The organism is Methanobrevibacter sp., assembly GCF_017406825.1.
Lineage (GTDB): Archaea > Methanobacteriota > Methanobacteria > Methanobacteriales > Methanobacteriaceae > Methanocatella.
The window spans coordinates 13,965-33,350 of the sequence record NZ_JAFQXT010000047.1; the positions used below are offsets into that span (position 1 = coordinate 13,965).

The following is a 19,386-nucleotide window of genomic DNA, read 5'->3' on the forward strand; positions in this document are numbered from 1 at the left end:
TAAAAAAGAAAAAACTTCTTTTTTAGATAATTTCATCTATTTTTCGGCCAAAGTCCAATAGCATCTTTTTGGAGAAACGATTGTATCATCTTTTTTTAATTCTTTCATGATTTTATCGACTTCCTTTTTTTCGACACCGGATATTTCGCTTACTTTTTTGGCATTTAATGGGTCATCGGAATTCTTAAATGCTTCTATTACTTTTTCTTTGTTATTCATCATATCACCTTAAAAGAGTTTTGTTAATATTAGTTTAAGTTATGGTATATTTAAATTATGCTAACGGCAATTCAATTAAGAATTAATGAAAATAATTAAGTTTCAATTAGAAATTAGATTAATGGACAAAATATATTAATTTTGAAAAAAAATCAATTATCAATACCATTCAGCATGGAATGCTAAAAAATGTATATCAAAAATTAGAATACTTTAGAAAATATTTAAATATATTTTACAATATAAATCTGATTATAACATCATGATACAGCATGAATGTTTAAAAATATAGGTGATTAAAATGGGAAAACTAGACGGAAAAGTAGCAATCGTAACCGGATCAACCTCTGGTATGGGCCGTTCTACAGCTAAATTATTTGCTGAAGAAGGTGCAAATGTTGTTGTAACAGGAAGAAACGAAGAAAGAGCAAACGCCGTAGTGGATGACATTAAAGCAGCTGGTGGAGAAGCATTCGCAGTCATCGCTGATATGGCTAACGTTGACGACATTAAAAAAATATTTGATGAAACCATTGAAAAATATGGAACTGTCGACATTTTATTCAACAATGCAGGACTTTTAAGCGTAACACCTCTTTTAGAAATTACCAAAGAGGAATGGGACAAAGTATTTGCAGTTGATGTATACGCTCCATTATATTTAACCCAATTAGTAGCTCCTGTAATGAAAGAAAAAGGAAAAGGTGTTGTAATTAACACATGTTCAGTAGCATCCTACGCTGCACACTTTGGATTTGTAGGTTACATCTCATCCAAACACGCTATTGCAGGTCTTACCAAATCCATGGCATTCGAACTTGGTCCTGAAATAAGATGTAACGGTATTGCTCCTGGAGCTATCCACACCGCTATGGTAGATAGTATTGGTGGAGTAGAAGCATTACAAATGATGGTTGACGGAGCACCTATGAAAAGAGTAGGTCAAGGGGAAGATATTGCTGCATTAGCATTATTCCTTGCTTCTGACGAATCTGAATTCGTAGACGGTCAAATCATCAGATGTGACGGCGGATTTGAGTGTTAAGTTTTTTTAAAGTAGTTGGATTTTATCCGCTACTTCCATTTTTATTTTTTTGAATGTTTTTTAGTCTAATTATATATTGCTTGAAAATTTTTGGGAAGTTTAACTCATCACTAACTTTTCCTTTTTAACACCACTAAAAAGAACTTATTTTAAAAAAAAAGTATTGGGAATGTTATTTTTCAATAACATATCCGTGATTTTGCGCTTTGGTGACAAAGACTGTTCCCTTGTCTCCAATCATATCCTTAATTTTTTCAACAATGAATTCGTTTGATTCATCGAATACTGTGTATAACACCGGTCCGAATGAACTTATGCCCGCACCGTAAGCACCTGCCTCTTCCATTGCTTTCATGGTCGGCAGATAACTTGAGTCAAGGCTATGCTCCAGCTTATTGAAACCTACTTTTTGAAGCTCGCTTACAGCCCATCCGAAGTTTTTGATGTCTTTTTCAAGCATGAACGGAATAAGATTCATTAAAATCAAGTGGGATACCTGTTCCACCTCTTCCTTTGGAATAGGACAGTATGTCTGGAAGACATCCACTTCATCATCCCCCTCCATGTGCTTTTCGATTTCGGGAATGACGATTAATATTTTCCACTCTTCCGGGAACTCATATCTTGCAATTAAGGTAGCAGGTTTTGCCTTTGATGCTCCTGAAGGCAAGAATAAAGGTTTTTCTTCTTTGCTGTGTCCACCATCTACAATGAAACCGCCCAAATCGTGAGTATAAGTTCCGATTCCGGAGGTTCCGCCCCTTCCGACAATGCTGCTTAGGATTCTGCTTTCCACTTCAATGCCCATTGTTTCTGTGATTAAATGAGCTGTTGAAACTGCAATTTGAGTTCCGCTTCCAAAACCGGAATGCGGAGGATAAGTCTGATGAACTGTAAATTTAAATCCTGCATCGATATTGAAATGTTCAATAGTTTTTTTGGCAGCATCCGGGATTTTTTCCTTACATTCCAGAATGGCCTCTTCGTCAGTTACGGTTTCTGCAAATTCAAGTTCAATTCCACTTTCTATTTGCTCAGATTCCAATACAAATTGTGGATCAGCTAATGCTAGACCAATTCCACCATCAACTCTTCTATATGACCCATTCAAGTCAATTAGGGACATATGTATTCTTGAAGGTGCTCTAATTATCATTTTTTTCACATCCGTTAAAATAATTCCTTTTAAATGTATGTTAATAAATAGTAATAAAGTTTTCTTTTAATTAGTAAAAGAAGTCAGAAATCCAAATCATCGACAACACGGATTAATTTGGATGCAAGATTGCAGGTATAATCAAATTCTTCATAAGAATAGCATTCATAAACAAGCGTTGGAACGCCTGCCTTTGCTGTCGGTTCGGTTATGAATGGAGGGCTTGATCTGAATTCAGGCTCGTAATATACAATTTCATCTATTGAATCTATGATGATTTCCATGAATTTTGAGGATTTCCCATCAAAGCCCGGTGCAAAGACAAAGTTTGTAATCTTATACTCTCCGGGTCCATTGGACCCCCTGTTTGAATGAATATCCAAAAATAAGTCATATCCCCTACTGATAATATCATCTTTGATGAATTCCTGAGCGAGAAGCTGTCCTTCCAGACGCCCTTCAGTTTCTGAAGCCTTGTCATTGACATTAATATTATACAGATAATAACAGTATTTTAAATCATCTTTAGATGTCAACTCATCGAAAAGAGCCCTGTGGGATTTGCTTTCAAGCGGATGCATTCCTATCACATAAGCTATCTTAACTTGCGAAGAAATGTCTCCGAATGGGCCGTGCAGATGCACACTTCCCAAATCATTCTCGCCAATTAGTTTCGAATCGTATCTGCTAGAATCAACCTGAGCGATGTCTGTAGGGCCTTCGGGATACAAATTATCACCAAAAAAAATAAGTAATGACTAGAAATCAATCTAGTCGTCGGAAGGTGCGCGTGCACCTAACTCTTTGTTCAATTCATAGATCAGTCTGTTGTCACCATCGGCGAGTTTTATTTTGGCAACCAATTCCATTGCGTTTTCTTCCTCTTCAACTTGCTCTTCAACAAACCATTGGAGGAAGTTGTTGGTTGCATGGTCTTTTTCTTCAATAGCCAAATTAACCAGGTCGTTTATTAGGCCTGATACCTTTTTTTCATGTTCCAGAACATGTTCAAATGCTGCAACCGGAGAATCCCATTCGGTTTGAGGTCCTTCAATTTCTGTTAAGGTTACGGAAGCACCTCTTCTTATGATGTAGTCATAGAACTTCATACCGTGTTCCAGTTCTTCTGCAGCCTGCACTCTCATCCAGTTTGCAAATCCTGCTAAATCTTCATCTTCAAAGTAAGCTGCCATGGATAAATATAAATATCCTGAATAAACTTCAGCGTTTAATTGTCCATTCAATGCTTTTTCCATATTTTCTGATACCATTTTTTATCACCAATTTAATCTTTAGTTCTGATTTAATATAAAACCTACTAAAAATATTATATTAATAAAAATAAATTCTATATCATGATAGAAAAATCACTTTATGAAAACTACGAAATCGATTTCGATGAAAAAATTACTCCCAATAGTGATGATTATCTATTTGTTTTCAATGAAAACAGAGAATTATATTTGGACAATGATAAAAACTTACCCACTTCATCAGTTGAATTTAACGTTAATTTCTGCTTTTACATTGGAAATTATAAAGGCAGAAAGGCATTTGTGGTTAACGTTGAAAGTGATGAATCATTCTATCCGTTATATGAAGTTTATGAATTTGACCATGACCTGTACCATATTGCAGGAAAAGCCGTTTTGGTAAACGACTGGTATGTATCACACAGGTTTTGCGGAAGATGCGGAACACCAACCCAGTTGGATGAAAAGGACATGATGTTAAAATGCCCCGAATGCGGTCAGAACCACTATCCCCGCATTGCCCCTGCAATTATTGTGGCTATCAGAAATGACGGCGAATTGCTTATGGCCCAACACAGCTATCATGACACCATCAGATATGCATTAATAGCGGGTTTTGTAGAACCTGGAGAATCGATTGAAGAAGCAGTGCACAGAGAGGTCCTTGAAGAAGTGGGAATCAAGATTAAAAACTTAAAGTATATGAAAAGCCAATCATGGCCGTTTCCAAATTCATTGATGCTGGGTTTTACAGCAGAATATGAATCCGGAGACATAAAAGTGGATGGGGACGAAATCGTCAAGGCAAAGTGGTTCAAGAAAGATGAAATAATAAGATATGCCTCTGACATAAGCATTTCAGACTGGCTTGTTCAGAACTTTATCGATACAACAGATTGAGGGAAAAAATGAGAAACATAGTTATTGTAGAATGCATGTCTACCGGAATCAATTTCATACAGGACATTGTAGACAGAAATTTCAATCCAGTCGTGCTGGACTTGAACAATATCGATAATGAAAACGGAAATACCTACAATCATCACAAGCAGGAAGACATGAAACTAATAAGTGAGGATTTTGAATTAATCAGAGAAAAGGACAGCTATGAGGAAACCCTTTTGATGGTTAAGGAATTGGATCCTATTCTAATCCTTCCAGGAAGTGAAAAAGGGGTGAGGCTGGCTACAAGATTATCCCATGATTTGAACCTATTGGGAAATTCCTATGAAAACATCGACGCCATGACGCTCAAGGATAAAATGCAGGAAAGAATAGCCAAGCACAACTTGAGGTCAATAAAAGGAAAACTGGTAACCACCCTGCAGGAGGCAATAGAATTTTACGACAGCGAAAATCTCAAGAAAGTCCTTATAAAACCGAATTTCAGTGCGGGCTCTTCAAGCGTGAAGATCAGTTCAGACAGAGAAGAGTTCATCAACAATTTTAAAGCATTGCTCAATGATTATAATTGTTACGGGCATGAAAACAATGAACTTTTAATTCAGGAATTTATTGACGGAGAGGAATATATTGTCAATACCGTATCCTGTGAAGGACATCATAAGGTAACACTAATCTGGAAATATTCCAAGGTAAAAACCTCAGACGGCAGCATTATATATGACATAATGGAAACCGTGGATGAATTGAGCCTCGGTGAAGCAGAAATGATTGAATATGCATATAATGTAGCTGATGCGCTCGGCGTTAAGTACGGACCTGTTCACGGGGAATACATGATTGATGAAAAAGGCCCGGTTTTAATTGAGGTGAACTGCCGTCCCTGTGGAGGCACACTGCCCCCGGAATATCTGGACAGGATTTCCGGGCAGCATGAGACCGACAGCATATTGGATGCATATCTAAAACCTTCACTTTTCCATGAAAAAAGAAAACAACCCTACAGGCTATATGCAAAAGGAGCCATAAAGGATTTCATTGTTCCTCATGATTTAACTGCAGACTCAACATCAATACATTATATCGCTGAAAAATTAGAAAGCCACTATAAGACCGCTTTCGAAGAGATCTCATTATCCGGAAAATCATTTATCAAAACTAAAGATTTGATGTCAAGCTGCGGATTAATCTATTTGGTTAATGAAGACTATTACGCCCTTCAAAAGGAAATCAATTTTCTGCATGATATAGAAAAAAATGCATTTTCATTAATTTTAAGTGAAAAATCGGATGAAAATGAAACTATTGCACATGATAGCGAACAAATCAAATCCCTATTGGAAATTGCTTACAGCAATGGAAGTATTCTATTCATAACTGACAAGTTTATAGACAATAGTAATATTAAACAGATTTCCCCTTCAGAAATTAAAAACATTAATGGACACTATGACTCTGTTATAATCTATCTGAACGAAGCTCTTAAAAATAAAAAAGGGCCTGAAATCACAAGAATCTTTTTGGAAAGTATAGAGCGTGTTAAGAATGGAGGAATCATTTTAATTCCAAAACTGACATATGGCAATATTCCAGGTGGAAGAAAAGTAATAGAAGGACTGGTAAAAACATTGAAATTAAGGATTGAAGTCCCTCCATCAGATTATGGTAAAATCATCATTGCATCAAAAAGTTAGTTAAAACTGATTAATATTGTTTAAAGCTATGATTCCTGCCTTAAGTCTGTTGAGTCCGTCTTTCAGCAATTTTTCTGGACAGGCAATGTTCATCCTTAAAAAATTGTCTCCGCACTGGCCAAAATCAACTCCAGCAGATAAGAACAAACCCTGATTTTGCCTTAAAAATTCAGACAAAACCTTTGAATGAGTATTTAAAGCAGAACAATCCAACCATAAAAGATAAGTTGCTTCACATTCAATAAGTTTGATTACCGGCAATTCATTGGCAAGGAATTCTTTAACAATCTGCTTATTTTCAAATAAAACTTCTTTCAGTTCCTCAAGCCAGTCTTCAGACTCTTTATAGGCTGCAATAACAGCAGATGTTGCAAATACATTGCAAGAATCTGAATTGTCAATGTGCATCTGACTTTTGATTTTATCCAGTAATTCCTTATTTTTGGTGTGGACAATGGAACTTTGAAAACCTGCAATATTGAATGATTTTGAAGGGGACAAACATGTTATGACATTGTCAGAAGGATTGCATGGATTATATTTGGTTCCTGGGTTTGTCAAATCACAATGAATTTCATCGGAAATTAGAACTACGCCATGTTTCCTACATAACTCTTCAATTTTGTCCAATTCCTCACGTGACCATATCTTGCCGATCGGATTGTGGGGATTGCATAAAATCATCATTTTTACTCTTGATAATTTTTCATCCAAATCATCAAAATCTATCTTGTATTGCCCATTTTCATAAATCAGTTCATTTTCAAGGACTTTACGGTCATTTTCTTCAATAACCCAGAAAAACACATGATAAACAGGTGTTTGAATTAAAATCTCATCTCCAACGTCGGTCAGGCATCTTATCATTGAGGATATTGACGGCATGACTCCTATTGCATAAGCCATATCCTCACGGTGCATTTTAAAGTCATATCGTCTGTCCCACCAGTCAATATATGACTCAAATAACTCGTCAGGAACAATAGTATAGCCATAAACCGGATGATTTGATCTTTTTTTTATTGCATCTTGGATGGCAGGGGCAACTTTGAAGTCCATGTCCGCCACCCACATGGGCATATCATCGTCGAACAAATCCCATTTAACTGAATTAGTATTTTTCCTATCAATGACACTTTCAAAATCAAATTTAGTACTTTTCATAATGAACCCCTTCTATCATCAAATTAATCCTTAATTAGTTGAGGTATAACTCCACCATCATACATAAATAATATTTTTAACATATTTAAATTAAATGGAGGTGAAATAATGGAAGCAAATAAGATAGGAGGATACGGTTCAATCATACTTGGTTTGATATTCATATTATTCCCAATGTTTTCAACCGGCCTTGTTTCAATAATTGTTGGATTGAGTCTGTTGTTCTTTGGTATTTCAGCGGCATTTATGGGCTGGAACATGCGAAAAGAAGTAAGTAATGCTTTTCCAAATATCATTTTGGCCATTGGAATAATTGCCATCATCTTTGGATTCCTATTTATATTCTACATCGATGCATTATCATTCCTTATCGGATTGCAATTCTATATTGTAGGATTCATCATGATTGTTTTTGGTATTGCAGGACTGTTCTCAAATTTAACACGCATATCCACATTCAGTTCAATTCTTGTATTGGTAATGGGAATCATAGCAATAGCCCTTGCAATATTTGCAATTAACCAACCTGTATATATTGCAATCATAATTGGTATCGTTCTAATTATTGAAGGTGTGTCATTGCTCATTTCAAATTAATACCCTCAATTTTTTAAAAAATAGCAAGTGTGAATAATTTGATTTCACACTTCAATTATTTTTAGTTTGATTTTTCAGTTTTTCGAAAATCTATTTCATTTTCACTGCAATACTCTTCAACGTGAGAAATTATTTCAGAGATATCCTCATCTGAGCATTCATTTTTGAAGTAATATGCAATAGGCTGAGCATTTGTATATACAGTTATTATTAAAAACTCATTATCATTGAAGCTTACATCTAAAGTATTGTAGATTTGAATATCTTTTACGATATCCTGTTTAGCCTTTTCAATCGGTGTCTCATTTCCGATTGATTTGATTAGAGTGTTATTATATATATTTTGTAATCTAGCCAATTTATCTTCGTCAGTTGAAACTTCACCTTCAGGTTCTATTTCAACCAGTTTTTCCTTGAAGAGTTTTGCATTATGCAACTTTTCTTGGATTTCAATTAATTCCTGTTCCAATTGTTTTTCTTCTTCGATTAGTGAATTGATGAATGCTTCACTCCCATTGTTGAATTCCTCATACATTTCCAATACATCTCTTGGGGACAATATTGAATGATTTTTGAAAAACTCCTTGGTGTGTGGTTTTACACGTATGCTTAACGGTTTTAATTTTTCTTTTTTTGGTTTGTGGTGAAATATTTCCTCATCAAAATTATCATCATATTTTTTGTGCAAAGCCAGCATTCTTTCATGAAACAGTCTTCCGAACTCTTCGCGGGACATGTCTTCCGGGAAATTTATTTCAAAGTCCCCTGGAGTGTATGATCCTCCGAATCTTTCGTTTCCGAATTCAAATTTTTTAGTTCTTTTTTGGTTTGTCATTGTATCACTTCCATTTTGTATTACAAAATGTATTTTTGTATACAATTTAATATTGATAAAAAGTAGTATATAAATGTATTCATTTTTAAAAAATGTATACACGAAAATTTTTAAAAAAATAAAGCCGAATCATTTACTCAATTCAGCGCCAATTTCAAAAGCCTTTTCCAAATCATTTGGAAACTGCATAATCCATTGTTTTTCTTTAGCTTCCTGTGAAAACCCATTCATATTATATTTTGAATAATCACTTACCTGCATAGTATCACAAACAGGATATGATACAATTTCACCATTCAAAAATGAAAATAAATACTCTGTACTTGCCAAACTTTCTTTCATGGATTGCTCGTAAAACTCGAGCGGAGCATTCATTGTATAAAATATTCCAACATTTACCTTGCCTGCATAATAGCTGGATCCGTCATCATATGACAACAGACAGAAAATCAATCTCTCAACCAATGCCCTGAACTCGCTTGTAGGCTGTCCGAAGTAGATTGGAGAACCGATTAAAAGGCAATCAGCATCCAATATTTTATCAATCACCGGTTGAAGGTCATCTCTCCAATAGCATTTGCCTTTGGTTTTGTCTTTAAGTTTGCATACAAGGCAGCTTCTGCATCCTGTAAACACCAAATCATATAGATTGATATATTCAGTTTCGGCTCCAACGGATTCGGCTCCCTTTTGAGCAGATTGTAAAATTTCAGCGGTATTCCATTTTTTTCTGGGACTTGCATTGACTATAATTGTTTTCATTACGATTCCCCTGAATTATTTTTTAGCTTCAATGACGGTTTTTCCATTCATGTAAGGGACCAGCACTTCAGGAACTTTTACGCTACCGTCAGCCTGCTGATAGTTTTCCAAGATACAGCACATTGTCCTTTCAGTTGCAATGGCTGTACTGTTTAAAGTGTGCAAGGTTTGAGCATCTCCGGAACCTGCTCTGCCGACACGTGTCTTTGTCTTACGTGCCTGGTAATCTTTACAGTTTGTGCATGAAACCAGTTCACGATAGGTTTCAGAGCCTGGGAACCATGCCTCCAGGTCATATTTGATTGCCGCGTTGTCATTCAAAGCGGATGATACGATAGCTATGACCTGATATGGAAGGCCTAATTTCTGATAGATTCCTTCAGTGACTTCCATCAGTTTTTCATGCTGGTTTTTGGAATCCTCAGGTGTTGAATATATGAACTGTTCGATTTTTTCGAACTGGTGAACCCTGAATATTCCCAGGGTATCCTTACCGTGTGATCCTGCCTCTTTTCTAAAGCAGGTTGAAAGGGCGCAGTATCTCAAAGGCAAATCATCGGGATTTATGATTTCATCCCTGTGAAGGGCTGCAAGGGTCTGTTCGGCAGTTGCAATAAGATACATGTCCTCATTTTCCACTTTGTATAATGTTTCTTCAAATTCACCCAGTTCAGAGGTTTCCGCAGCAACATCCCCTTTAACAAAGAACGGTGTTTGCATTGGGATGTATCCTTCAGCCTCCAGTTCTGAAAGAGCAAACTGGATTAACGCTAAGTTCAAATGTAAGATATCACGTTTTAAATAGTAAAATCTTGCTCCTGCAATTTCAGCGGCAGTTTCAAGGTCTGCTCCATCGATTTTATTGATCAAATCAACATGATTCAACGCTTCAAAATCAAAGTCCGGCTTGTCGCCATAGGTTCTGACAACTACATTGTCGTCTTCTGTATCTGAAATCGGAACGTCCTCATCAATGATGTTTCCGACTTTGTATCTGTAATCATCCCTGAGTTCAAGGTATTCTGCATTTTTGGCAGTCAACTCTTTAATTTCGGCCGCCACTTCTTTGGATCTTGCGATTACCTCTTCCAAATTGCCTTCCTCTTTTGCTTTTTTGAATGATTTGGACAATTTATTCTTTTCAGATCTTAATGAATTTAATTTTCTTTCACCTTCTCTCCATAAGGTGTCGTATTCTATTACCTTTTCCACATTTTCAGTGTCTCTAAATCTCTTCTTTTCAGAGTCTATGATTAATTCCGGATTTTCTCTGAACAATTTTATATCTAACAATATTTTGTCCCCTAAAATATTTTATACAGTAATAATTATGACTGTTTTGTTTTTTAAAGTTAATGTTTAAATAAGTAAATTAAAAAAAATAGATTGCAGGGCAATAATAACCCTTATTATAATAGTTTTTCTTCCCATTCCTTGACTTTGAAACCGACAAGAACAACACTGTCATTTACAAGAACAGGTCTCTTGACAAGCATTCCGTCAGTTGCTAAAAGATCCAACTGTTCATCTTCAGACATGCCCGGCAGCTTGTCCTTCAATTTCATTTCACGATATTTCATTCCGCTGGTGTTGAAGAATCTTTTAAGCGGCAAATCAGATATTTTCCACCATTCACGCAGTTCTTCTGCAGTTGGATTGTCTTCGATGATATGTCTTGACTCATATTCAATGTCGTGTTCATCCAGCCAGTTTTTGGCTTTCCTGCAAGTTGAACACTTTGGATAATTAACGAATAACATAATAATTAATTGATTTTTAAGTTAAAAATACTTTAGTATTTGGGAGGGATTTTCAATTATTTCCAGGGGATACCCATTTTCATAATCCTCCTTAAATCCATATCCCCATCTGACAATCAGACAATCGATTTCGGCATTCTGGGCTGTTTTAATGTCTGTTGAAGAGTCTCCAATGTAGATTTGCTCTTCTTGTGCGACTTTGAATTTCTTTTCCATCATCTTGACAGCATAGGGATTTGGTTTTGATGGATAATCGGGGTCATGACCTTCAATAGCTACAAAATCAATGCCCTGAAAATATTTTTCAGTGAAATATTTAATGGAATCGGTTCCCCTGTTGGAATGGATGGCTAACAATGTTCCTTTGTTTTGAAGCTCAACCAGAACATCCCTCATGCCTTCAAACGGAAGAGTCCTGTCTTTAGGGGATGCATCATATATCTCCCCATAAGTCCTTTTGACCCTTTCAATGTTTTCTGCAGTGTTATTGTCTTTCAAAACCAGCGAGACTATCTCATCAATGTTTCCGCCTAACCTTTTAACGTATTCGTCATGAGTTAGAGTGGGAAATCCATGTCTTGACAATGCTTCATTCAGGCAAATCATTACATCATGAATAGAATCGAACAGTGTCCCGTCAAAATCAAAGATTGCGAATTTCTTCATGATTAATAATCTATTGATTTTAGCATATATTCATATAGGAAGACAGCATATTCTAAAATATGATTACCTCAATAACCACATCATTATTGATTATACCGCAATTTGAAAATCCTGTTTTTGACATTCCAATCATAATAATTTTCATTGTGATAATCGCAAGCTGCTGTTTTAGTGACGATGCCGAACCTAAAACAAAAAATACATCTAGACCGCCGAAAAATATCAGAAATTATGGGTTCGACAACGATTATCCTGACTACAGCGATTATGATTCCAGCTGGGATGATGCATGGTTTGAAAAGACAGGCCAGGACCCATGGTTTGATGATCCTCATGACAGGAAATAGGTTAACTGCCGGAATCATGAGTTATTAATCTGTATAATGAAATCAGCCCTATCAGTGCGGTGATTGATTCGATAGCTGCTGACGAAAAGTCCAGAATTGCAAGAAAATAGACTATGTAAATTGCGCTGTTTACGATGAAACTTGTTTTTATTGTTCTGATTGATTTCAAATGGTAATTGCACAATGTTATCTGAACGATTGCAATTATCGGCAAAAGCCCGACAAGGCCCAAAGTGTTTACCATCAAACCCAGAACTATCGAAATGATTATGAAGAATATTGTCCAGTTCCTGGTTAGCTTATCATTATACACCATCAAGTTTCTTGATGCCGCAATGGCCATTGTGGTAACGCCTGTCCAGGAAAAGAAAAACACCGAGGAAATCATCAGGATGAAAGCGTTTAGGAACTGATAGAAATATGCTTTTTTCTCATCATTGACCCACATGCTCAATATGATGAAAATTCCTGCAATCAGTGAAATGATGTTTCCAATGACAATATTCAACGGCAAATTCATACTACATTATTTATCGAAATTGTTACTTAAAACTAATCGAACCTGAGTTCGACATAGTTGAGCTTGACCATTGTAACAATTGAAAGAATTCCTAAAATAACGACTACAATGGCCAGTGAGATACTTCCCCAAGGCCACAGAAGAGAATTAAAAACATCCAAGTACCACAAAACAAACAAAGGCAGGCAGATGAAAGAAAAGAAAATTACAAAAATATTTAATAGGGAATGGCCAGGGGTTTTGAATATGAAAGTGAACAATATCAAAAAAAGCGTAATCAGTGCAATTGAAAATATTACATTCTGGTTAATGTCTGTGAAGAATTCCAATATTAAAACAATCAAAAAGAGTGAAATGACTGTTATCAATCGCAAAGGGGATCTAATCACTATAATCACCAATCTTTTCCAGCTTCAACAATTCGATTTTCCTGTCAATTCCACCGGCATAACCTGTCAGTTTTCCATTTGCACCCAATACCCTGTGGCAAGGGATTATAATTGCAATTGGGTTGTGTCCTACTGCTCCGCCAACCGCCTGGGCAGACATTTCTGACGATATCCTTGAGGCAATCTCTCCATATGTCAATGTTTCGCCGTATGGAATTTCACTCAATATCTTCCATACCTTTTGTCTGAACTCCGTTCCATGTGGTTTAACCTTGAAATCTATTTTCGGATTCAGTCCACTGAAATAATCGTCGAACCATCGACTGACCTTCTTAAAAACAGCTAAATCATCATCTATGATGTCATCAGTTACTGTTGACTTGAAATATCTTTGTCCGTAAAACCATACCCCGCAAATTGCTTCGCCGTCACTTGCAATCAGCATTTCACCCATCGGTGATGAATAATTGGTTGAGTGGTACATGCTAATCCAGGTATGACCTGAAGAATTCCTCGAATTCCTCATCTTCCATAGGTTCAGGAGTGGATATGTTTTCATTCATCATAATGCTTGAAGCAAGGTCACGGTATTCTTGTGCTTCATCACTTTCAGGGTATTTTTCTACAACGGTTTTTGCATCTAATTCGGCATCCTGTATCAAATTACTTCTATGGATGGTTCCAATAACATGTGTTCCTATCTTTTCGGCAAAGTCGTTGACAATTTGCTCTTCCTTTTCCACATTTCTGCAGTTGCAGACAATGCCGCTCAAGTTACCCTTAAGCTTCTTGACTCCCTTAACGATATTGTTGGCTGCATATAGTGACATGTATTCGCCGGAAGTAACGATTAAAACTTCATCTGCATATTTTTCACGCAAAGGCACTGAAAAACCGCCACATACCACATCTCCCAAAACGTCATACACGACAACATCCAAATCGTCATTGAAGATATCGAGCTGTTCAAGCCTTTTCATTGCAACAATTACTCCCCGTCCGGCACAACCGACACCCGGTTCGGGACCTCCGCTTTCAACACACTGAATGCCCTTAAAACCTGTAAACACCAAATCCTCTTTTTGAGGTTTCCTATTATCCTTTAAAGTATGGACGACTGTTGGAATTCTTTTTCCATATAAGGTGCGGGTGGTGTCTGCTTTTGGATCGCATCCAATCACTAAACAGTTCAAATCATCACTAGCCCATACAGCAGATAAATTGGCTACTGTAGTACTTTTTCCAATTCCGCCTTTTCCATAAATAGCTATCTTTTTAATCATTATCGTTCCTCTCAACTAATTTATAGACAAAATCATTTTCACGCACTTTTATTGGTATTGCTATTGCAACATTCAAACCTTTTTCAGCTTCATCAACAGACTGTCCTTCAATCTGCATGGATTCTATTGTATGAGTAACAGACCCTGTAGTTTTGCCCTGTATTATGATTTTATCTCCTATTTTCAAATCATCCCATATTCTGATTTCAGCCGCCTGAACCTTATTGTAGTAATTCACAACCTGTCCAATGTCCCTTTTTATATATTTTGATTGATTATCCTCACTTTTCTCAAAGGGAGTGTTGAAGTAAAAGTTAGTGTCAAATCCGCGATTAAATACACTGGTGAGTTCATCCATCCATTGAGGCTTGACTTCATAGCCGTCAGGATTTTCAGCATAACTGTCAATGGCTTCACGGTAGATTCCTGTAACCATTGCACCATAGTCTGCGCTTCTAGCTCTTCCCTCAATCTTGAATGATGCGACACCACTTTCCATCAGTTCCGGAATGTGCTCTATCATGCACATGTCCTTTGGGGAAAAGAAGTTGGTTCTGTAGCTTCCGTCATCGCTTCCGGTGATGATGAATCTTTCATCCTCAACATCGGAAAAGTTGATGACGTTGTCATCGCCTTCTTCATAGGTCAGTGTCCAGTTTTTACGGCAAGGCTGAAGGCAGTCTCCGCAGTTGGCGCTTCTGCCATATAATCCATAACTTAAAAAGCATCTGCCTGAAATTGCCATGCAAATTGCTCCATGAACGAAGATTTCTGTTTCAATCGGTGATTTTCTAGTAATATCAATGACTTCAGCCAATGACAATTCACGGGACAGTATTGCACGTTTGGCCCCTAACTTCTTAAGGGTTTTGAGTGTATAAGAATTGGTTACGTTTTCCTGAACGCTGATGTGGGCTTCAAGACCGTGTGAAACTGTGTTTTCAATCATTCCTATGTCCGATAAAATGAGTCCGTCGATTTCTGATGATGATATCGTTTCCATATTGGCTTCCAATTCGCAAGCCAACTTCTCATTTAAAATAACATTGGTTCCCAAATATGTTTTAGCCCCATACTCCTTGGCAATGCTGGCCACTTCACTTAACTCATCCAAGGAAAAATTTTTGGCATTTGCCCTCATATTATAGTCTTCAAGGCCAAAATAGACTGCATCAGCACCATTTTCCAAAACGGCACGAAGTGAAATGAAGTTTCCTGCAGGGGTTAATAGTTCAACCATAAACATCTAAGGTTTGTAATAAGTTTCAGCTTCAAGACCATCAGGAATTTCTGTAGGATACTCTTCGTTTATACAACCCAGGCACAGATTTTCCTCAGGCATTCCTATAGCTTTTACCAAAGCAGGCAATGTGATATAACCTAAAGAATCAATACCTAACTGCTCTCTGATTTCTTCAGTTGAGTAATTGGCAGCAATCAGTTCCTTTTTGGTTGCCATTGCAACGCCATAGTAACATGGAGAAATAACCGGAGGACAACCTACTAAAAAGTGTATTTCGGCAGGTTCCGCTTCTTTTACAAGGTCCAGCAATTGTTTGGAAGTGGTTCCGCGAACGATACTGTCATCTATTAGAATAATCTTTTTGCCTTTGATGGCTTCCTTGATTGGATTTAGTTTAAGCCTTACCGCAAGTTCCCTTTCCTCTTGAGTAGGCATGATGAATGTTCTTCCGACATACCTGTTTTTAATCAGACCTTCACCATAAGGAATTCCTGAAGCCCTTGAGTATCCGATTGCAGCAGGAATTGATGAATCGGGAACAGGTATTACAACATCCGCATCGATAGGATAGAGTTCTCGCAACTGTTTTCCAATATTGATTCTGGTTTCATAAACGTTAATGCCGTCAATTGTACTGTCCGGCCTTGCAAAGTAAACGTATTCAAACATACAATGTGAAAGTTTGCATTTTCCTGCACTTTCCAACATGTGGGAGTTGATTTCATCGTTTTTGAAGTAAACAACTTCACCTGGAACAATGTCCCTGATATATTCCGCATTGATTACATCAAAAGCAACGGTTTCGGAAGCTAAAATAAATTCATCATCTTTTTTTGCAACGGCAAGGGGTTTGATTCCCATAGGGTCCCTTACACCATACAATTCACCATCAACTAAAATTGTCAATGCATATGACCCTACAAGTTTTTTGCATACCTCTTCAATAGCGGCTATAACATCTTTATTATTGTCATAATGCTCTCTTTTGAGCATGTAACAGATTACTTCAGAATCGGAATCTGATCTGAAAAAGAATCCTTCATCGATTAATTCCTTTTTTAACTCAGCGGAGTTGACAATATCTCCATTGTGAGCCATTGCAATGAATCCGTCACCGAAATCAATCACGAAAGGTTGTGAATTTTCTATTTTTGACTGGCCTGTAGTTGAATATCTTACATGGCCAACCGCATTGTGTCCTGATAAACTATGAAGTATCTCATCTTTAAAGACATCAGTGATTAGACCCATACCACAATGAAAACTTAAACCTTTTTCCGGATTAAAAGTAGCAATTCCTGCTGATTCCTGACCTCTGTGCTGTAAAGCATACAAACTATAATAAACTAATGATGCGACATCCTTGGATTCATCCTGGCAGTAGAATCCAACAATACCACATTTGTCTTCAATTTCACCTTGCATGTGATAAACTCCCAAAATAGTATATTATTAGATTTGTTTATCTAGTATAAAATAATTAATGTTTCATTCCCAAAAGTTTTCAAAAGTGTTCGGAATATCATAATCTTCCCTTACTTCTGGAGGTCGGGTTTCATTGTTAGAATTCAATTCTCTTCTTAAATCATCCTCATTTTCATCTACAAAAATCAATGCGGTCCTAACAATATTTAACCATTCAACAGCCTTGTCCCTGGATTCTGCTGCAATATAACCTTGCCCAACAATGATATTGTCGGGTTTGAATTTGTTTGTGGCTATTACAATCCTTTCTTCATCGACCAAATCCTGGTAGAAAGTATCCTGCCACAAATCATATAGATTAAAAATCTCGAGAATGTCCTTAGAATATATGTCCTCATAACGTTGCTTAAAAAGGGAAAAATCAGTTTTTACATCATCAAGGTCTGCACGCAAATCCTTATTTTCACGTACTAAAACTTCCTGTTCCTTATTGACCTGATTATAGTCATCCAAAAGATTGTTATAATTAGCAGTTACCTTCATCAGCTTGTTTTCCAATGTATGAATGTTGATTAAATTTAAAGAATAAGACAGTGTGGATTTTATTATTGAATTCAGGATTTCCTTTTCGGCCAGTTTAAAATCGATTGATCCGTCTTCAATGATGACGCTATTGTAGTCAAATAATCCTATATGATTGAAATCCGTTTTCAACTCATTAAAAAGAATATTGTATGTTTCATCATGACCATAACCTCCAACAAGCAATATGTCAGCACCGTTTGCCACTTTTTTGACAATGTCCAATTCCACTGTTGGTATGATTGAAGAAACGATGATATTGTAATCATTTTCAAGCTGAATATTATTTACTGCTTTTGATACTAGCTGTGCAATATCCAAGCCGCCGACGATAATACGTACATCAATTTTTGATTCATGAGCTTCCGATTCCATGAAAATTACCTAAATTCCATTTATTTTCTGATGCCAGTTCCATGCAGACTCGACGATTTGCTCCAAATCATATTGAGGAGTCCAACCGAGTTCATTTTGGATTTTTGAGGAATCCGCAACCAATATTGCAGGGTCTCCTTCACGGCGTTTGTCGACTTTAACCTCAAAGTCACTGCCAGTGACTTTCTTACACATTTCAATTACTTCTAGAACTGAGAATCCCTTACCGTTTCCTAAATTAAAGACATCTGATTTATTTTCCTTGCATAAATATTCATATGCCTTAATATGTGCATCGGCAAGGTCATTGACATGGATATAATCCCTGATGCAGGTTCCATCTGGAGTATCATAATCATCCCCATAGATGTATATGCAGTCACGCTGTCCGCTTGCCGCATCCAATATCAATGGTATCAGATGAGTTTCAGGGTCATGGAATTCCCCTATCTCACCATCAAAGTCACATCCTGATGCATTGAAGTATCTTAATGCCACATAGTTAAAATCGCCTTTTGCAGCTTCCCTTTCAAGAGCCTTTTCAACAAGCCATTTGGAATGGCCATAAGGATTGATCGGCTTTAGGTTTGAATCCTCAGTGATTGGAATTTCCTCAGGATTTCCATATACGGCTGCAGTTGATGAGAATATGAATTTATCTACGCCGTATTCTCTCATTACCTTAAGGAGATTTAAAGTATTTTTATAATTGTTTTTTAAATATTTCTGAGGCATTTCAACAGATTCCGCTACAGAAATGAAGCCTGCAAAGTGAATGACACCATCGATATCATATTTTTCAAAAACTTCATTCAAATCGCTGCTTCCGATATCGCAGTTTTCGAAACTTCCCCATTTAACGAAATTCTCATAACCTTTTGAGAGATTATCCAGAACAACAGTGTCATAACCTGCATTGTGTAGGGCCTTATTGGTATGGGAAACAATATAGCCTGCTCCACCAGTAACTAGAATCAATCTGAACACCTAGATAAATTTACCTAACTTGAGTAAAGCTTTAGGAGAAACTTTGATTAATTTTTGAACGATTTCAGTGGTGGAAATCTTATCGAATTTTTCTCCTTGGAAAGCATGACCTATGCTGTCCAATTCATCATCGGATTAGGTGAGCAGTTTTTCCTGTACCTTTTTATATCTTTTAATTTCA

At 36.7% G+C, this 19,386-nt stretch carries 23 protein-coding genes and 1 pseudogene; 5 read left to right on the top strand and 19 right to left on the bottom strand.

Features of this window, described 5'->3' with window-relative positions:
* Positions 1–36: 36 nt before the first annotated feature.
* Positions 37–219 carry a MarR family transcriptional regulator gene (locus IJF99_RS08360; RefSeq protein ID WP_292794172.1) on the bottom strand — a complete coding sequence of 61 codons (183 nt, stop codon included), beginning with the start codon at positions 217–219 and terminating at the stop codon, positions 37–39.
* Between the two features lie 301 nt (positions 220–520).
* On the opposite strand from IJF99_RS08360, the gene IJF99_RS08365 reads away from it, so the two are divergent.
* Positions 521–1,264, top strand: coding sequence for a glucose 1-dehydrogenase (locus IJF99_RS08365; protein ID WP_292794175.1), 744 nt, complete (start codon positions 521–523; stop codon positions 1,262–1,264).
* Between the two features lie 172 nt (positions 1,265–1,436).
* Here IJF99_RS08365 and IJF99_RS08370 read toward each other — a convergent pair whose 3' ends face one another.
* The 3 genes from IJF99_RS08370 to IJF99_RS08380 all read right to left on the bottom strand — a co-directional run bounded on the left by IJF99_RS08370 (position 1,437) and on the right by IJF99_RS08380 (position 3,691).
* Positions 1,437–2,420 (bottom strand): beta-ribofuranosylaminobenzene 5'-phosphate synthase, encoded by a 984-nt coding sequence (locus IJF99_RS08370; protein ID WP_292794177.1) that lies wholly within the window; start codon positions 2,418–2,420, stop codon positions 1,437–1,439.
* Between the two features lie 83 nt (positions 2,421–2,503).
* A complete protein-coding gene (locus tag IJF99_RS08375) occupies positions 2,504–3,151 on the bottom strand; it encodes an adhesin (protein ID WP_292794179.1) in 648 nt (215 codons plus the stop codon).
* A 39-nt stretch (positions 3,152–3,190) separates the two neighbouring features.
* On the bottom strand, positions 3,191–3,691 hold the full coding sequence (locus IJF99_RS08380) for a ferritin (RefSeq protein ID WP_292794181.1): 501 nt from the start codon (positions 3,689–3,691) through the stop codon (positions 3,191–3,193).
* An 84-nt stretch (positions 3,692–3,775) separates the two neighbouring features.
* Between IJF99_RS08380 and nudC the strand changes: the two genes are divergently transcribed.
* Together nudC and IJF99_RS08390 are read left to right on the top strand one after the other, a co-directional pair.
* Complete coding sequence (nudC, locus tag IJF99_RS08385; RefSeq protein ID WP_292794184.1) at positions 3,776–4,573, top strand: NAD(+) diphosphatase; 798 nt, start codon at positions 3,776–3,778, stop codon at positions 4,571–4,573.
* Positions 4,574–4,581: 8 nt separating this feature from the next.
* A complete protein-coding gene (locus IJF99_RS08390; protein WP_292794187.1) occupies positions 4,582–6,270 on the top strand; it encodes an ATP-grasp domain-containing protein in 1,689 nt (562 codons plus the stop codon).
* Here IJF99_RS08390 and IJF99_RS08395 read toward each other — a convergent pair whose 3' ends face one another.
* Entirely contained in the window at positions 6,271–7,434 is a 1,164-nt protein-coding gene (locus tag IJF99_RS08395; RefSeq protein WP_292794190.1) for a MalY/PatB family protein, read from the bottom strand.
* Positions 7,435–7,542: 108 nt separating this feature from the next.
* On the opposite strand from IJF99_RS08395, the gene IJF99_RS08400 reads away from it, so the two are divergent.
* Positions 7,543–8,031 carry a DUF308 domain-containing protein gene (locus tag IJF99_RS08400; RefSeq protein WP_292794193.1) on the top strand — a complete coding sequence of 163 codons (489 nt, stop codon included), beginning with the start codon at positions 7,543–7,545 and terminating at the stop codon, positions 8,029–8,031.
* A gap of 61 nt (positions 8,032–8,092) precedes the next feature.
* On the opposite strand, the gene IJF99_RS08405 is transcribed toward IJF99_RS08400, so the two are convergent.
* The 5 genes from IJF99_RS08405 to IJF99_RS08425 all read right to left on the bottom strand — a co-directional run bounded on the left by IJF99_RS08405 (position 8,093) and on the right by IJF99_RS08425 (position 12,054).
* Positions 8,093–8,866 (bottom strand): hypothetical protein, encoded by a 774-nt coding sequence (locus tag IJF99_RS08405; RefSeq protein WP_292794195.1) that lies wholly within the window; start codon positions 8,864–8,866, stop codon positions 8,093–8,095.
* A gap of 129 nt (positions 8,867–8,995) precedes the next feature.
* Positions 8,996–9,628: a flavodoxin family protein gene (locus IJF99_RS08410; RefSeq protein ID WP_292794198.1), complete on the bottom strand. Its 633-nt coding sequence runs from the start codon at positions 9,626–9,628 to the stop codon at positions 8,996–8,998.
* 15 nt (positions 9,629–9,643) lie between these two features.
* Positions 9,644–10,921, bottom strand: a complete 1,278-nt coding sequence (gene serS, locus IJF99_RS08415; protein ID WP_292794201.1) for a serine--tRNA ligase — start codon at positions 10,919–10,921, stop codon at positions 9,644–9,646.
* Between the two features lie 116 nt (positions 10,922–11,037).
* Positions 11,038–11,388 (bottom strand): arsenate reductase family protein, encoded by a 351-nt coding sequence (locus IJF99_RS08420; RefSeq protein WP_292794203.1) that lies wholly within the window; start codon positions 11,386–11,388, stop codon positions 11,038–11,040.
* A 21-nt stretch (positions 11,389–11,409) separates the two neighbouring features.
* Positions 11,410–12,054, bottom strand: coding sequence for an HAD family hydrolase (locus tag IJF99_RS08425; RefSeq protein ID WP_292794206.1), 645 nt, complete (start codon positions 12,052–12,054; stop codon positions 11,410–11,412).
* A gap of 59 nt (positions 12,055–12,113) precedes the next feature.
* Between IJF99_RS08425 and IJF99_RS08430 the strand changes: the two genes are divergently transcribed.
* Positions 12,114–12,401: a hypothetical protein gene (locus IJF99_RS08430; protein ID WP_292794209.1), complete on the top strand. Its 288-nt coding sequence runs from the start codon at positions 12,114–12,116 to the stop codon at positions 12,399–12,401.
* Position 12,402: 1 nt separating this feature from the next.
* Here the strand turns inward: IJF99_RS08430 and IJF99_RS08435 are convergent, their stop codons facing one another.
* From IJF99_RS08435 to IJF99_RS09505, 9 genes and pseudogenes are all read right to left on the bottom strand, one after another.
* Positions 12,403–12,921 carry a YgjV family protein gene (locus IJF99_RS08435; protein ID WP_292794212.1) on the bottom strand — a complete coding sequence of 173 codons (519 nt, stop codon included), beginning with the start codon at positions 12,919–12,921 and terminating at the stop codon, positions 12,403–12,405.
* Between the two features lie 32 nt (positions 12,922–12,953).
* Positions 12,954–13,310, bottom strand: a complete 357-nt coding sequence (locus tag IJF99_RS08440) for a hypothetical protein (protein ID WP_292794214.1) — start codon at positions 13,308–13,310, stop codon at positions 12,954–12,956.
* Complete coding sequence (locus IJF99_RS08445) at positions 13,303–13,794, bottom strand: methylated-DNA--[protein]-cysteine S-methyltransferase (protein WP_366931263.1); 492 nt, start codon at positions 13,792–13,794, stop codon at positions 13,303–13,305. Before IJF99_RS08445 ends, IJF99_RS08440 begins: the two co-directional genes overlap by 8 nt.
* Before the next feature lies 1 nt (position 13,795).
* A complete protein-coding gene (cfbC, locus tag IJF99_RS08450) occupies positions 13,796–14,593 on the bottom strand; it encodes a Ni-sirohydrochlorin a,c-diamide reductive cyclase ATP-dependent reductase subunit (RefSeq protein WP_292794218.1) in 798 nt (265 codons plus the stop codon).
* Entirely contained in the window at positions 14,586–15,833 is a 1,248-nt protein-coding gene (locus IJF99_RS08455) for a U32 family peptidase (RefSeq protein WP_292794226.1), read from the bottom strand. The genes cfbC and IJF99_RS08455 overlap by 8 nt, the downstream gene beginning before the upstream one ends.
* 6 nt (positions 15,834–15,839) lie before the next feature.
* A complete protein-coding gene (gene purF / locus IJF99_RS08460) occupies positions 15,840–17,261 on the bottom strand; it encodes an amidophosphoribosyltransferase (protein ID WP_292794220.1) in 1,422 nt (473 codons plus the stop codon).
* A 63-nt stretch (positions 17,262–17,324) separates the two neighbouring features.
* Entirely contained in the window at positions 17,325–18,218 is an 894-nt protein-coding gene (locus IJF99_RS08465) for a hypothetical protein (protein ID WP_292794222.1), read from the bottom strand.
* 9 nt (positions 18,219–18,227) lie between these two features.
* Complete coding sequence (gene galE / locus IJF99_RS08470; RefSeq protein ID WP_292794224.1) at positions 18,228–19,196, bottom strand: UDP-glucose 4-epimerase GalE; 969 nt, start codon at positions 19,194–19,196, stop codon at positions 18,228–18,230.
* 9 nt (positions 19,197–19,205) lie between these two features.
* Positions 19,206–19,386, bottom strand: a pseudogene (locus tag IJF99_RS09505) (NAD(P)/FAD-dependent oxidoreductase); the annotation flags it as partial.